The sequence below is a fragment of the Pleomorphomonas sp. NRK KF1 genome (assembly GCF_023721755.1).
GTDB lineage: Bacteria > Pseudomonadota > Alphaproteobacteria > Rhizobiales > Pleomorphomonadaceae > Pleomorphomonas.
The window spans coordinates 389,645-404,539 of the sequence record NZ_JAMDLH010000004.1 but is presented as its reverse complement, the minus strand read 5'-3'; the positions used below and the strand labels follow the sequence as shown (position 1 = coordinate 404,539).

14 protein-coding genes are annotated in these 14,895 nt (G+C 62.7%); 8 read left to right on the top strand and 6 right to left on the bottom strand.

What is annotated here, in order from left to right:
* Nucleotides 1-213: 213 nt before the first annotated feature.
* From M4J39_RS13325 to M4J39_RS13305, 6 genes are all read left to right on the top strand, one after another.
* Nucleotides 214-1,719, top strand: coding sequence for an SAVED domain-containing protein (locus M4J39_RS13325; protein ID WP_251728593.1), 1,506 nt, complete (start codon nucleotides 214-216; stop codon nucleotides 1,717-1,719).
* 8 nt (nucleotides 1,720-1,727) lie between these two features.
* On the top strand, nucleotides 1,728-2,864 hold the full coding sequence (locus tag M4J39_RS13320) for a hypothetical protein (RefSeq protein WP_251728591.1): 1,137 nt from the start codon (nucleotides 1,728-1,730) through the stop codon (nucleotides 2,862-2,864).
* A 3-nt stretch (nucleotides 2,865-2,867) separates the two neighbouring features.
* A complete protein-coding gene (locus tag M4J39_RS13315) occupies nucleotides 2,868-4,685 on the top strand; it encodes a ThiF family adenylyltransferase (protein WP_251728590.1) in 1,818 nt (605 codons plus the stop codon).
* Entirely contained in the window at nucleotides 4,657-5,160 is a 504-nt protein-coding gene (locus tag M4J39_RS23085) for a Mov34/MPN/PAD-1 family protein (protein ID WP_371875446.1), read from the top strand. The genes M4J39_RS13315 and M4J39_RS23085 overlap by 29 nt, the downstream gene beginning before the upstream one ends.
* Nucleotides 5,161-5,242: 82 nt before the next feature.
* Entirely contained in the window at nucleotides 5,243-5,500 is a 258-nt protein-coding gene (locus tag M4J39_RS13310; protein WP_251728588.1) for an AbrB/MazE/SpoVT family DNA-binding domain-containing protein, read from the top strand.
* Complete coding sequence (locus tag M4J39_RS13305; protein ID WP_251728586.1) at nucleotides 5,500-5,832, top strand: type II toxin-antitoxin system PemK/MazF family toxin; 333 nt, start codon at nucleotides 5,500-5,502, stop codon at nucleotides 5,830-5,832. The genes M4J39_RS13310 and M4J39_RS13305 overlap by 1 nt, the downstream gene beginning before the upstream one ends.
* A gap of 69 nt (nucleotides 5,833-5,901) precedes the next feature.
* On the opposite strand, the gene M4J39_RS13300 is transcribed toward M4J39_RS13305, so the two are convergent.
* The 3 genes from M4J39_RS13300 to M4J39_RS13290 form a co-directional block, all read right to left on the bottom strand.
* Nucleotides 5,902-6,075, bottom strand: a complete 174-nt coding sequence (locus M4J39_RS13300; RefSeq protein WP_251728584.1) for a hypothetical protein — start codon at nucleotides 6,073-6,075, stop codon at nucleotides 5,902-5,904.
* Nucleotides 6,076-6,226: 151 nt separating this feature from the next.
* Nucleotides 6,227-6,838, bottom strand: coding sequence for a S9 family peptidase (locus tag M4J39_RS13295; RefSeq protein ID WP_251728582.1), 612 nt, complete (start codon nucleotides 6,836-6,838; stop codon nucleotides 6,227-6,229).
* 55 nt (nucleotides 6,839-6,893) lie between these two features.
* Nucleotides 6,894-7,703 carry a helix-turn-helix domain-containing protein gene (locus M4J39_RS13290; protein ID WP_251728641.1) on the bottom strand — a complete coding sequence of 270 codons (810 nt, stop codon included), beginning with the start codon at nucleotides 7,701-7,703 and terminating at the stop codon, nucleotides 6,894-6,896.
* Nucleotides 7,704-7,866: 163 nt separating this feature from the next.
* Here M4J39_RS13290 and M4J39_RS13285 point away from each other — a divergent pair, with 163 nt between their 5' ends.
* On the top strand, nucleotides 7,867-8,556 hold the full coding sequence (locus M4J39_RS13285) for an O-methyltransferase (protein WP_251728580.1): 690 nt from the start codon (nucleotides 7,867-7,869) through the stop codon (nucleotides 8,554-8,556).
* A gap of 865 nt (nucleotides 8,557-9,421) precedes the next feature.
* Here the strand turns inward: M4J39_RS13285 and M4J39_RS13280 are convergent.
* Nucleotides 9,422-11,188, bottom strand: a complete 1,767-nt coding sequence (locus M4J39_RS13280; RefSeq protein ID WP_251728579.1) for a chloride channel protein — start codon at nucleotides 11,186-11,188, stop codon at nucleotides 9,422-9,424.
* Nucleotides 11,189-12,256: 1,068 nt separating this feature from the next.
* On the bottom strand, nucleotides 12,257-12,721 hold the full coding sequence (locus M4J39_RS13275) for a MerR family transcriptional regulator (RefSeq protein ID WP_251728577.1): 465 nt from the start codon (nucleotides 12,719-12,721) through the stop codon (nucleotides 12,257-12,259).
* A 70-nt stretch (nucleotides 12,722-12,791) separates the two neighbouring features.
* Here M4J39_RS13275 and M4J39_RS13270 point away from each other — a divergent pair, with 70 nt between their 5' ends.
* Nucleotides 12,792-13,838 (top strand): SDR family oxidoreductase, encoded by a 1,047-nt coding sequence (locus M4J39_RS13270; protein WP_251728575.1) that lies wholly within the window; start codon nucleotides 12,792-12,794, stop codon nucleotides 13,836-13,838.
* A 60-nt stretch (nucleotides 13,839-13,898) separates the two neighbouring features.
* On the opposite strand, the gene M4J39_RS13265 is transcribed toward M4J39_RS13270, so the two are convergent.
* Complete coding sequence (locus M4J39_RS13265; RefSeq protein WP_251728573.1) at nucleotides 13,899-14,849, bottom strand: hypothetical protein; 951 nt, start codon at nucleotides 14,847-14,849, stop codon at nucleotides 13,899-13,901.
* Nucleotides 14,850-14,895 lie beyond the last annotated feature (46 nt).

Genomic DNA, 14,895 nt, shown 5'->3' with positions numbered 1-14,895 from the left:
CGCTCCGTGCCGACTATAATTCGGTTGGCGCCTCTGACTTGATCCGTGGACCTATTTAGCTTTGCACGTTATTCTGGAAGTTGACATTTACACACAAAAGTTGAGAGAACAAATAAAGAACACGCATTCGCGAAGAGTTGCGGGTGGGTGTAGACTCAACTAATCGGCTAGGATGGATACTACAGTCGTAGGGAAATGGAAGGCGGCTTTTGAATGTCAAATGCTGTTGAGCCGCGTTGGCACGGCGATAATTATCAGTCCCGCTTTTTTTGGATCCACGCCGCGTCTCTCCTCGACCCCGAACGTCAAGACGTAGTTGAGGTCACCTTTGAGGCTGACGGCCCGAAGGCATTCGATGATGTAGTTGTCCGTTACGAACCTGGTCGGCCAAGTGCAACGGGATCTGGCCAAGTCACGGTCGATTATCATCAGATTAAGTGGCATGTAGATCGTAGTGGCCGCTTCGGCTACGAGGACCTTACTCTTCCCTCATTCATAAATGCGAAGAGCGTATCTATCCTTGAACGTCTAAAACAGGCGAAGGAGAAGGCACCATTGGGAGCTGCCTTTCATCTTATCACCACCGACAAACTGAAGGATGGCGACCCACTGAATGACATTCTTTCGCTAGTGGACGGATCACTTCGCCTTCAAGTTCTGAACGAAGGCAAGACTCCCGCTAGCAGAATGGGCAAAGTACGTGAGTGTTGGCGTGATCATCTCAGGCTCTCCAACGACGATGAACTTTTCAATATCCTAGACGGGCTACATATTAGAGACAACTATCCAGGTCTCGATTTCCTGCGGGAACAAGTTAGTTTGAGGTTCAGACTGGTTGGCTTAGTCGGAGCTGAGGATACGGCCACCTTTCATTATGATGAAGCGGCAAAGCAGCTGAAGATCAAGAACATAAACCGGCTTAACCGCTCCAGTTTTGAGGAATGGTGTCGGTCTGAGAAATGGATTGTTCAAAAAAGGTCAGCCCCGCGCCGTGGTATCTCTATTAGGACATTTCAGGCTAGCTCTATACCCTCTGACATGTTGGAAGCTTTACCTGATTGCACAATCACCCTCACTGATTACTTCGATGGACGCTATCTGCGTGCCGGCAAGACCTGGGCAGACCTTAAACCACCGATTGTCGACTTTCTGAGGAGAAAACTCTCAGAGCGGGCGAGTATGCGCCTCTTCCTTGATGCTCATTCCTCAGTAGCATTTCTTGCAGGTGCAATACTGGGCTTCAAGACCGGCGCGGACGTTGAGGTTGTTCAGAAAGGTATGAACAACCCCGGGCAAATTTGGGATGCGATGGACGGTAACGATGGCCCGCTGCCAGAGATTACAATCGAGGGAATAGGAGACAGCAAGGATATTGCACTGTCTGTGGGCCTTGCCCGTGATCCGATCCAGCAGGTTAGGGAGTATGTCGCGAGATCGCTTCCCGATGTCGGAACGATCATGCACGTTACCCCCTCTGACGGAGTTACCCAAGACGCAATTAAGGGCGGCACGCATGCTGCGGCGATAGCGAGAGTCATCGCAGGTAAAGTCGCTGCAATTCGCAAGCCCGGCGGAACAGTTCATGTGTTCGTGGCAGGACCCAACGCTTTCTCTTTCTTGCTAGGGCAACAAGCAGAGTCGATGGGGTGTTGTGTTCCCTATGAGTTCGATTTTGGTGGCCGCGTGGACGGCAGTTACCAACCCACCTTCAGCATCTAGAGGAACAAATGGAACTTCGCCCACAGTTTGATGCCTTCTTGCGCGACATTCGCCCCAGCGAGCGAAACAAGGAGGAATGGAAGCGAGGGTCGAGCACTCTCCGCACGCGCCTGTTGGCTGATCCCGATCTGTCACCGATCATTACGACAACCTTTCTTCAGGGTAGTGTAAGGCGATCGACAGCAGTGCGTCCGACGGGCGGTAAGCGGTCGGATGTCGATGTCGTCATCGTCACGACCATCGACCACAACGTCGAGACCCCGGCTGTTGCGATGACGCGGTTCGAGCCGTTCCTAAACCAGCACTATGCCGGCAAGTGGGTCAAACAAGACCGTTCGTTTGGAATCGAGATGTCGTACGTTGATCTCGACCTCGTTGTAACCGCCCTCCCGGTTGAGCCCAATATTCGAGAGGCGCTCTCGGCAATCTATCGCAGCAAGGCTGTTGAGACCGACGAATCAATCGAAGAGGCCGCGAACTGGGTCGTAAATAAGAGTTGGAGGCCAACGCAGCCATTCGAAACAGCAACAAAGCTGGAAGAGGACACCGCCTCGAAGTGGCGTCAAGATCCGCTTATGCTGCCTGATCGCCAAATCAGAGATTGGGGTCCAACCCATCCACTCGCCCAGATCCAGTGGGCCGCCAGCAAGAACCAGCGGTGTAACGGCCACTTCGTGAACGTAGTACGTTCCATAAAGTGGTGGCGGCATGAGCATATTGACCAACTACCCAAATATCCCAAAGGCTATCCACTCGAACACATGATTGGATACGTTCTACCTGACGGTATTGCATGTGTTGCCGAAGGGGTCGTTAAGGCCTTTGAAGGGATACGCGACACCTTCAGACCATTCGCCGACGCTGGCACTGTCCCGAACCTTCCCGATCACGGTGTACCTAGCCACAATGTGCTCAAGCGCCTTTCCGTCGACGACTTCAAGGCCTTCCACGCGCAGGTGACGAAGGCTGCGGATCTCGCACGGCGCGCGCTGAATGAAACTGATAAGGATGCGAGCGGCGCGTTGTGGCAGGAGTTGCTTGGAAAGTGCTTCCCTCTCCCTAGTCCCGGTGGCGGCGATCGAGATAGAGGTTTCGGCCAACCTTCCGCCCCAGCCACTCCCCGACAGTCGGATCGCTTCGCTTGAAAGATGACACTACCGCACGATTTGGCCAAGGGTATCGATTCGCTACCGGAGAAGCATCCTCGCTTCGAGCTTGCTGAGGGCTGGACCGACCGATCACAAGGCATGTGGTCTTTTCGATTTCGTGCTCGTCTCTCGACTGACCCGAGTGAACACATGCCGTTATGGAGCGGCTGGCATCTAGTTGTGGCCGGCTCTCCAACTGACCGCGAGATTCGCATTTATCCAGACGCCATCGACGGTATCGTGGCTACTTTTCCCCATCAGGATTTTAACGGGGAACCCACCGAAGGGCGGCCGTGGCGAACAGGCAAGCCCTGCCTAGAGCGACCGGCTTTCGTTTTTAGGCGCGACGGTTGGTCAGGGGAACCTCAGGAATTTGAGGATCGCTTAGTCTGGTATATTGGCCGCCTTCTCCGATGGATTGATGCTGCGGCTCAGAGCCAGCTTTTGATCGATGGCGATCCGCTCGAACTACCAATGCTGCCAACGGCGGATATGACCCGAGTTCTTGGGTTTCGCGAGACAATTGAAGATTTGGTCTGGTGGGAAGGGCCGATCCCCTCTTGGGGGTTTGCCGGCATTTCGCAAGTCCCGGGTGCACGTTCTTCCGTTGTGTCAAACTTCATGGGCCCGGACCGCCGCAGCATAAGGAGGGTTCCCTTAAGCAGTGCCATACCGGTTGATATCAACCGCGTGGACGCGGTGTGGTTCACCCTGCCAGCTCTTGTTGTATTCGAGCCTTGGCGGACGGCTGCGAGTTGGGCTGAACTAACAAGGCTTTGTGCAAGCGTTTCAGTCGACCTTCCCGCTATACTTTCCGACGCCGGAGCTCGCCTCCGGCGTGTTCAGAGGCTCAAGGACCCGCAGCCGATCTACTTACTTGTTGGATTTCCCCTCGAAGAAGCTCTCGGCGGCCCACCGCAGAGGTTTCACTGGCTCGCCATTCAAAACATGCAGCTGTGCAGGCGTACTGATGTGCGAAGGGGCTTTTCAGGGACAGCCGCCGCTCGGCGCGCATGGGATGCCGAGCTCGCTACCTCCGCGAGAAAGCTAGACTGGGTGCTGTCGGCTAATTGGGCTCCCGATCAGCTCCGCAGGCGCGGAGAAGCCGAAAATGGTGTGCGTGCGAAGACCGTTCTAGTCCTGGGATGTGGAACACTTGGGGCAGCAATCGCCGAGAACCTAGTTCGGATGGGGGTTACCCAAATGGGTGTCCTCGATTGCGACACCTTGCAGGTCGGAAACCTCAGCCGCCATATACTGACAATGACCGATGTTGGACACAACAAAGCGGTTCGACTGGCTAGTCGGCTGAATATGGTGGCACCGGATTCCAATATAAGTGCTTTTCAGTTCAGTTTTCCACCGTCAAGGCAGGCCGATATCGATAGGCTAAAGGGTTGGGATGTGGTCATTGATTGTACTGCGTCAGATGCCGTGCTGCGAGATATGGCTACGTTCGAATGGATGACTGAGCGAGTATTCATCAGTCTCTCAATGACGTGGGGAGCGAAGGGACTTTTCGCTTACACGGCGTCTGAAACCGCCTTTCCGGTGGTTGATGCGACAGAGCGCTTCAGAGCCGCGTCGGCTGTACATGATGCAGAAGCGATTGGTGAGAACGCCGAAGCAATTGGTGAGATGGAGGGCATCGGGTGCTGGCATCCAGTGTTTCCAGCTTCCGCAGACGACGTCAACCTGTGGGCTGCCGTCGGCTCCAAGTTCATACGGGGCGCAATCTTGAAGAGAGAGAAGACCGCTTCGCTATACCTGCAGATGGAGGACGGAAGCGTTGAACGACGGGATATCCGACTCGATTGAGTTCACCGAGGATGGACCCGAGGGAGCGTCTATATGGCTCTCTTCTCATGCTATTGCAGCTATGATCGAGGCCGCGACCAAGGCTGGTCGTTGCGAAACGGGTGGCATTCTCATTGGCAGATACGGAGCGGAGGGGTGGAGTGCGGACGTTGTAGAGGCCACACCCAAACCGAAAGGTTCAGGATCAGGCTGGTTCTGGTTTCGGCGGTCTAAAACTGGGTTGGCTAGCCTTCTCGAATCTCGTTGGCAAGCGGGGCTGTACTATGTGGGTGAATGGCACTCACATCCAGGCGGCGTGCCGGTGCCAAGTCGTGATGACGTTCGTGCGATGCGAAGGATTGCAGGCGACCAGAGTTATCATTGTCCATCACCAGTTCTGATGATCCTTGCGGGACGCCCCAGAACTGGCTGGTCGGTCTCGTCGACGCTATTTCGCCGTGGACATGAGGTCCGTCTTGAGGCTGGGCGGAAGTAGGTGCGCGACGTAAAACCCTGTTGTTCGCCCTTGCCCGCCACCTCTCTTGTGTTATATATTCATATAACTAATGGAGACTCCCATGCACACGACCAATCTGCGCAAGGTCGGCGGTTCGATCATGCTGGCGGTGCCGCCGGCGCTGCTCGACGTCCTGCAACTCTCAGCCGGAGCCAAGGTAGGCCTTGCCGTCGACAATGGGCGGTTGGTGGTCGAGCCCAAGGCGCGGCCGCGCTATGCGCTCGATGAGTTGCTGGCTCAGTGCGACCCGGCGGCCGAGGCCGCGCCCGAGGATCGCGAGTGGCTTGATAACGGGCCGGTCGGTGGCGAGCTTCTGTGATGGAGCGGGGCGATATTTTTCTCGTGTCGCTCGACCCGACCGCCGGTCATGAGCAGCAGGGAACGCGGCCGGTGCTGATCGTCTCGCCCGGGGCGTTCAACCGGGTGACGCGGGTGCCGGTGGTTCTGCCGATCACCAGCGGTGGCAACTTTGCCCGCACGGCCGGGTTTGCCGTTTCGCTGATGGGAGCAGGCACGCAGACGACGGGCGTGGTGCGCTGCGATCAGCCCCGCGCACTCGATATCGGCGCGCGGCGCGGGCGCAAGCTGGAAAGCGTGCCGGAAGCGATCATGGACGAGGTGCTGGCGCGGCTGGCGACGATCCTGGAGTAAACCTTCGGTGCCGCAGCGGTTGTCCCTTCTGTCCGTAAGCTCCTTGAGCTGCTAGCCGCGCGGAAGGAACTATTGACCCAGAACCGTAACGGCCACAAAGACCGCCAGCATAAGCAGGCCCAGTATCACGACGCCAACAAGCATCTGCTCGACTGTCGTCCATAGAGCGCCTTCTGGTCGCTGTCCGGTCAGCGCCGACAAGACGTCAATGACCCTATCAATGGTGTCGATAATGCGCTTCATCCCCATCACCCAACATGCCGCTCCAAGAACCCCAGCAAATACTCGTGGTGTTCGTTCTCTGCCGCGCTGCCGGGGATAAGATCCTGCCCCTCGGAGTAATGAACCTCGGGCGTTCGGCCGTGCTGCTCCAGGCGGGCGGCCAGCCGGCGGGTCATGTCGACGGACCATACCCGGTCGGCGGTGCCGTGGCTGAGGAAGAGCGGGCCGGGGTAGCGTTCGATTTCGATGGGGGTTGTCGGCAGGAGGTTGTCGCTGGTGCCGCGCCAGGTCCAGGCCCGGTGCGCCGGGTCCCAGGGTTGCCAGCCGGGGTCGCCGCTGTCGCGATAGCGGCGCGCGTCGAAGGCGCCGCAGACGACGTCGGCGGGCTGTGCGCGGCGACGGCGTCGGGTAGGCCGGCGAGGCCGTCGCGCGCCATCAGCGAGGCCAGCAGCAGCGCGTGCTCGGCGCCGCGCGACACGCCGTAGAGGGCCACCTTGCCGCCGGTCGCCGGAAAGGCGCGAAGGGCGGCGAGCGCTTCGACGCCGCGATCCAGCGGCACGTTGTCGATGCTGCCGGCGTTCCAGGCGTTGCCGCCCCTGGAGTAGCCGTAGGGGAAGGCCAGGAAGCCATGGGCCGCCAGCAGCACGGCGTTGCGATGGCTCCAGCCCGACAGGGCCCCTTCCGATCCTTGGAAGATCATGACGGCCGGAAACGGCCCGTCGCCCGGAGGGCCGTATGTGGTGCCCCAGTCGGGGATCAACCTGCGGACGATCTTCAGGCTCATGCCGTGCTCCTCCGGTGCGGGGCCTCAAGGACCGCGCCGCCATCGACGCGTCGCCTCACCCATACCGCTCCGCCATGTATCGCCCCGGCGCCATCCCCAGCGTCTTGCGGAACATGGTGACGAAGCTCGGGGCGCTTTCGTAGCCGAGGTCGGCGGCGACGCGTTGGATGGAGGCGCCGGCGGCGAGCCATTTGACGGCCAGCATGACGGCGAGGCGCTGGCGCCAGCGGCCGAAGCTCATGCCGGTTTCGTCGGTGATGCGGCGGGCCAGCGTGCGCTCGCTGAGGCCGGCGCGCCGGGCCCAGGCGGAGAGCGGCGCGCGGTCGGCCGGGTTGGCGAGCATGGCCTCGGCCAGCCGGCGCAGGCAGGGGTCGGCCGGCATGGGCAAGTTGAGGTCCTCGACCTTGGCGGCGGCGATCTCGTCGATCAGCACGGCGAGCAGGCGGCCGTTGGCGCCGCCTTCCTCGTAGAGCGCCGGCAGCCGCGCGGTGCGCGCCATCAGCTCGCGCAACAGCGGGCCGACCGACACGGCCCGGCAGGCCGGCGGCAGGCCCTCGCTCACCGTGGGGTCGATGAAGGCGTTGTAGCCCTCCAGCACGCCGCTCATCTTGATGGCGTGCAGCGCGCCGGCGGGAATCCAGATGGCGCTGCGGGCCGGCACGATCCACAGGTCGCCCTCCACCTCGCAGCTCAGCGCGCCGCTCTGCACCAGAATGAGCTGCGACTTGGTGTGGGTGTGATAGTCCAGCTCCAGCTCGAGCTCGCCCACCGCCTGGGCCAGAAAGCCATAGGTCACCACCGGCCGGGGCACCTCGTCGGGGTCGATCCAGTCGTCCGGCGGCATGTGGATGTTGAGAAGCGGCATGGCGGAAAGATGATCCCCCGGCGGCAGTTTGGCAAGATCGAATAACAATGTGTCCAGACTTCGTAATGACGCCAGGGGGTCGGCTTCCTATTTTTTCCGGCAGGCAATCGATCGGGGCCCGGCGAACGGAGGCCGGCCCTCGGGATCTTGCGAAAGGACGGCCATGAACAAGCTCATCGCCTTTCCCGTCCGCGGCGCGCTCAACCGGCTGCACCGCGACGCCGAAAGCTCGGACCGCGCGCTGATCGACGAGGTGACCGGCGGCCTCTCGGCGGTGCCGAGCGGCGCGGCCGTCGCCGACATGATGGCCGAGGAACAGGCCGATTACCGGGGCGTCTGCCAGGGGCTGTCCGGCAACTTCATGTCGGTGTCGCCCGCCTATGGCCGCTTCCTCTACATGACGGCGCGGGCCTGCAAGGCGCGGCGCATCGTGGAGTTCGGCTCGTCCATGGGCGTGTCCAGCATCTATCTGGCCTCGGCGCTGCGCGACAACGGCGGCGGCAAGCTGATCGGCAGCGAGATCGAGACGTCGAAGGTGGTGCGGGCGCAGTTCCACCTGGGCGCCGCCGAGCTGGGCGACCTCGTGGAGATCCGCGAGGGCGACGCGCTGGAGACCTTGAAGGACGTCGGCGGCCCGGTGGACATGCTGCTGCTCGACGGCGCGATGTCGCTCTACCTGCCGGTCTTGAAGCTCATCGAGCCGCACCTTGCCCTCGGCGCCCCCGTGCTGGCCGAGAATGCCTTCGCGGCGGATTATCTCGACTATGTCGGCGATCCCCGGAATGGGTATTTGACGATGCCGCTGCCGATCGACCGGGGGCGGGGGAATGTGTACTCGGTGCGGGTGGGGTAGGGGAGCGTGGGGTAGGGAGCGTGATAGAGGCCGGGGAGATATCTCGTCCTGAGGTCCTGGCCTGCGCCAGGATGACAATTTAATGATATATGCCAAAGGGATGCGTCGCGTTTCCGCTGTACATCCGGTGACCGAAAGACGCTCCCGCTTCTATCCCTCTCCTGTCATCCTGGCGCAGGCCAGGACCTCAGGCAGGAAGGGGCGCGGGGGTTAGTATCGGGCTCCGCTTGGTTCTTGGAGGGTGATATCGGCCGGGGAGATTTCTCGTCCCGAGGTCCTGCGCCTTCGCGCAGGATGACAATTAATTGATATGAAACAAGGGGATGCGTCGCGTTTCCGGCGGGCGGTCGGTGAGCGAAAGAGGCTCCCGCTTCTATCATGCTGTCCTCCTCTGCGAAGGCAGAGGATCTCAGGCAGGATGGAGCGCGGGGGTTAGTATCGGGCTCCCGCTTCTATCCCTCTCCTGTCATCCTGCGCGAAGGCGCAGGACCTCATGCAGGAAGAGGCGGTGAGGGCGATATAGGGCTCCGCTTGGTTCATGGAGGGTGATATCGGCCGGGGAGATTTCTCGTCCTGAGGTCCTCGCCTGCGCGAGGATGACAATTAATTGATATGAAACAAGGGGATGCGTTGCGTTTCCGGCGGGCGGTCGGTGACCGGAAGAGGCTCCCGCTTCTATCCCTCTCCTGTCATCCTGGCGCAGGCCAGGACCTCAGGCAGGAAGGGGCAAGGGGGTGATATAGGGCGCCCTTGGTTCATGGAGCGTGATATTGGCCGGGGAGATATCTCGTCCTGAGGTCCTGGCCTGCGCCAGGATGACAATTTACTGATATGAAACAAAGAGTTGCCCCTCGCCTCTTCCCGCTCACCCTTCCCCCGTGATGTCCCGTCTTGCCTTGTCCAGCTCCTCGGCGTAGCGGCGGAGGAGGTATTGTTCGGTGAGGAGGCCGATGACCTTGCGGGTGTGGGGGCTTTCGACCACGGCGAGTTCTTCGGCGTTGGCGGCCTCGAACAGTTTGGCGGCGTCGGCCACCGTCATCGAGGGCAGCAGCATGGCCTCGCGGTGGCGGAGGAAGGGGGCGATGTCGGTGCGGCCTTCGGCGGTGTCGGGGGCGTAGGCGTCGGCCACCACCACGATGCCGGCATAGCCGCCGTTGCCGTCGACGGCGATGGCGCGCTGGGTGGAGCCCAGCGGGAACATGGCGCGGAAGCCGTCGAGGCTGAGGCCGGCGGAGACGGTGCGCACGTCCGAGCGCATCATCCTCGACACGGTGAGAGAGCGCATGCGGCCGATGTCGTTGGCGCTGCGGATGGTTTCGCCGCGCAGGTGCAGGCGCCAGGTGGAGAAGGAGTAGCCGAAGGTTTCGCGCACCACCACGGCCGAGACGATGGACGCCGTGAGCACGGCGCTGGCGATGGCGAGGTCGCCGGTGGTTTCCAGCACCAGGAAGGCCATGGTCATGGGGCCGCCGACGATGCCCACCGCCATCGACGCCATGCCGATGACCGAGGCGATGAGCGGCGACAGGTCGGGCGCGAGGCCGGTGGCGATCAGGATCAGCGCATAGGCCTTGCCGACGAGCGCGCCGAGGTAGAGCGAGGCGAAGAACAGGCCGCCGCGAAAGCCCGAGCCGAGCGACAGCGCCGAGGCCGTCGCCTTCAGCACGAACAGGGCCAGCAGCATCTGCCAACCGGCCGAGGATTCCAGCGCCACATGCAGCGCGCCGTGGCCGGAGGCGAGCACGTGCGGGGTGAGAAGCGCCAGGCCGCCGACGCAGGCGCCGCCGATGGCCGGCCGCGCCCAGCCGGGGATGCGGGCGAGGCGGAAGGCGCGCTCGACGCCGGTGGTCAGCTGCATCACGGCCACGGCCAGCAGGCCGCCGACGAGGCCGAGCAGCAGGAAGGGCGCGAGATCGGAGGCGGTGAGGATGGGCACGTGACCGACTTCCACCGTGGTCTGGAAGGCGCCCAGCCAGTCGGCCGTCAGGCTGGCGGCCAGCGAGGCGGCCAGCACCGGCGCGACGAGCGCCACCGAATAGGTGCCGATGATCAGCTCGAAGCCGTAGAAGGCGCCGGTGATCGGCGCGTCGAAGGCGGCGGAAATGGCCCCGGCGGCGGCGCAGCCCACCAGCGTGCGGATGTCGCGTCGGCGCAGGCGCAGCGCCTCGGCCAGGCGCGAGGCGAAGCCGGAACTCGCCTGGGTGTAGCCGGCCTCCAGCCCCACCGAGGCGCCGAAGCCGGAGGAGATCATGGTTTGCAGCGCCACCAGCAGGCTTTCGCCGATGAACATGCGGCCGCCGTGCAGCGCGTTGGCCTCGATGGGGTCGACCGGCTGGCGCTTCAGGCGGCGGCGCGTGGCGACGGCGAGCAGGGCGAGGAGGACGCCGCCGACCACCGGCATCAGCGCCAGCGCCGGGTGGACGAGGCTCTCCTGCTCGCTCAGCCGCTCGCCCGACGGCAGCATGAAGAGCCACTGGTGGGCGAGGTTGGTGATCCGGCTCATGGCGGTGACGACGACGCCGGCAAGGCACCCCACCACCGTCGCCAGCGCCACGAGCCCGAGCTCCCGGTAGCGGCGCAGCCGGATCAGCAGGCGAAAGGCGGCGATTGTGAGGGCGGAGAGGCTGGGCATCGGACGTCGGCTGGCGGTGGAGGGGCGGGGCGGAGAGGCGCGTCGGGCCGAAGCCCACGGGGGGGTAACGCCTTATCGCAGTTTCGGATGCGATGGAAAGGGAGGGGGGTGGTGGGTGAGGCGGTTGCCGGTGAGTTTCCGCCTCCATCTGGCTGTCCTCCTCTGCGCAGGCAGAGGATCTCGGGCAGGAAGGGGCGAGCGGTTGATATCAGGCTTCAGGGAAAGGGAGCTTGATAGTGGCCGGGGAGATTTCTCGTCCTGAGGTCCTGCGCCTTCGCGCAGGATGACAGTTAAGTGATATAAAACAAATGGATAGCCGTTTCGCTTGGGTGGGCGCGGTGGCGATGCTTCATCGGTGGCAAGCGAAGCGGTGGCGTGCGACGCGAGACGAGAGGTCGGGGGCGTACGATGCGGTAGCAAGGTCCACGTGCGGCTTATCCAACTGTTCCCTCTATATAAATTGTCATCCTGCGCGAAGGCGCAGGACCTCAGGCAGAAAGGGGCGAGCGGCTGATATAGATCTCCCTTGGTTCATGGAGCCCGATATCGGCCGGGGAGATTTCTCGTCCTGAGGTCCACCGTGCATTCGCTTGCGAATGCACGCGGCCTTCGCGCAGGATGACAGTTAATTTATATAAAACAAAAGGATAGGCGTTGTGCTTGGGTTTGGGGGGTGCGCCCTCCATTGGGGGTACGCGATGCGCTAGATGGGTGTTTGCGCGGCTTATCCCGCTGTTCCCTCTATATAAATTGTCATCCTGCGCCTTCGCGCAGGATGACAGTTAATTTATATAAAACAAAAGGATAGGCGTTGTGCTTTGGTTTGGGAGGTTGCGCCCTCCATTGTTGGCATGCGATGCGCCAGATGGGTGTTCGCGCGGCTTATCCCACTGTTTCATCTATATAAATTGTCATCCTTGCGCAGGCGAGGACCTCAGGCAGAAAGGGGCGAGCGGCTGATATAGATCTCCCTTGGTTCATGGAGCGTGATAGGGGGCGAAGCGCGCTCTCGTCCTGAGGTTCTCTGCCTTCGCAGAGAATGACAGGAAATTGATATAAAACAATTACTTACCCTTGCCTCGGCTCGCCGTTGACGAACTCTCTCCCGCTTCCCGCTTCCCACTCCGGCGCGGCGGGGCAGGGGGAGAGGTCGAGGAAGCGCGGCTCGGGGCCTGGCTTGCCGCGCTCCACCCAGTCGCGCTTGGCGCGCAGGTAGTCGGTGAGTTCGGCCAGCTCCGCCGCCTTGCGTTCGAGCCGGGCCAGCGCCTCGTCCATCAGCTCGACCTCGCGGGCCGGCGTCAGGCCCTGGCGCTGCAACTCGGCGGCGATGCCGGCGATCTCCCTGAGCGGCAGGCCGATCGCCTGGGCGAAGCGGATCATGCGGGCGGTGGAAGCGTCGCGCTCGGAGAAGATCTGGTAGGGGTTGCGGCCGCCCTTGGCCCCGGTTTCCGGCGCGAGCAGCCCCTTGCGGACGTAGAAGCGGATGGTGTCCTGGCTGAGACCCGTCCGCGCCGCGAATTCGCCGATCAGCATGTGACACCCCTTGACCATGGACCTTGGTCCAGCCTTATCAAGGATGCTCCATTACATCCGGAGCCCTTCCATGTCGAGCGATCCCCTCACCATTCCGCCGCGTTCCCTGGCCTTCGTCACCGGGGCGACCGGCCTTCTTGGCAACAACCTGGTGCGCGAACTGCTCGCCGAGGGCTGGCGCGTGCGCGCGCTGGTCCGCTCGCCGGAGAAGGCGGCGCGGCAGTTCGCCGGCCTCGACGTGGAGATCGTTGAGGGCGACATGCTGGACGTGCCGGGCTTTGCGGCGGCGCTGGCCGGCGTCGACGTCGTCTTCCACACGGCCGCCTATTTCCGCGACTCCTACAAGGGCGGCAGCCACTGGCCGGCGCTGAAGGCGGCCAACGTGGACGGCACGCGGGCGCTTCTCGCGGCGGCCCATGCCGCCGGGGTGCGGCGCTTCATCCACGTCAGCTCGATCGCCGTGCTCGACGGCGCGCCGGGCGCCCTGATCGACGAGACCATGGAGCGCCAGGAGCGCGACGCCGACGACTACTATCGCAGCAAGATCCTGTCCGACCGCGAGGTGCTGGCCTTTCTCGATGCCCACCCCGATTTCTGGGCGGCCATGGTGCTGCCCGGCTGGATGCACGGGCCGGGCGACATCGGTCCCACCTCTGCCGGGCAGACGGTGCTGGACGTGGCGGAAGGGCGCCTGCCCGGCGTGCCGCCGGGGTCGTTCTCGGTGGTGGATGCGCGCGACGTGGCGCGGGCGCTCATCCTCGCCAACGCCAGGGGGCGGCGCGGCGAGCGCTACATGGCCGCCGGGCGGCACATGACCATGGCCGAACTCGTTCCGCAGATCGCCGCGGCGGCGGGGGTGAAGGCGCCGTCCTGGCGCATCCCCCAGGCGCTGCTCTACGTGATCGCCGCCGGCAACGAGGTCTATGCCCGGCTGACCGGCAAGCCGGTGCTGCTGAGCTGGGCCGTGGCGCGCTCCATGGCGCGGGAGGCCGGCCGCACGCGCTTCGACCCCCAAAAGAGCCAGCGCGAACTCGGCCTCACCTTCCGCCCGCTGGCCGAGACGCTGGCCGACGAGGTGGCGTGGTTCAGGAAGAATGGGGTTCTCACGGCAGGGTAGCGGCAAAGGCTGCCGGCAACCGTTTCCGACGGGCACAAACTGCCGGGTGTGCCGGCCTCGCTACGCCTCCATGTCGATCGCGGCGCGCTGGGCGAGCCAGGACATGTAGGTGTCGACCGAGTAGGTGCCGGCGCTGCCGTTGCGGGCACGGATGACGGAGGACGAGGTGTCCTGCGTCTTCACCATGTCGCTCACCTGCCTGTAGACGGCGGCGGCCGTCTCGCGGCTGAGCGAGGCGACGTTGGGGAAGAAGATGTGGTTTTGTCCGGGCTCGCCCACCGGATCGGTCCAGTTGGGGTCGGCGCCGACGACCGGTTCGGGGGGCGTTGGCGTGTCGGAAGCCAACGTGCTTGGTGCCGATACCGTCGGTGCCGAGAAGCCTTCACTCGTGGCATCGGTTGTCGGGCTGGTCGTCTCCGGCTGCGAAGTTGCCGCCGAGGCGTCATGTCTATTGATGTAATCGGTGATGAGGGAAAGATAGGTTTCCAGTGAATCGATTTGTTGCTGATCGTATCCACCGCTGACGACCCGTCCGACATCTTCGTGATTTTCTATCCTGACCTCGACGAAACCCCTGACCTTTCGTGCGGTGTCGATCGTCAGGCTGGTGATGTTGGGAAGGCAGATCGTGTGGTCTTCGTGGTTGGCGGCGGCTTGGATTGCCTTGAGGCGAGCAACGAATTCCGCATGCCTCGCAGCCTCGTCGGCCCGCCGTTGCTGTTCCTGCGCTTTTTCCTCGGCGCTTGGTATGATCACCGTGAGTTTCGACTGCTGGTCGTCCGAACGAACGACGGGTATCGACCTTCCAAGAATGGCGCGGATGCCATGGAGGCCGCCTTCAGCCGCCGTGTTCACCGGATCGGTCGCGGGCGCTGCCACGGCTGGCGCCTCGGTTCCCTGGGAGCGCGATAGCGCGGGAAGGCGGAGGCTATCCTCCGGTCTTACTTTGGGTGGATTGGCGATGACCCTGGCGATGCCCCGCAAACTGCCATCGATCGAACCGGTTGCCATGCTGGCCTCCACTGCTGCTCGCAGGTTGTGTCGCATGTTTCGTGCC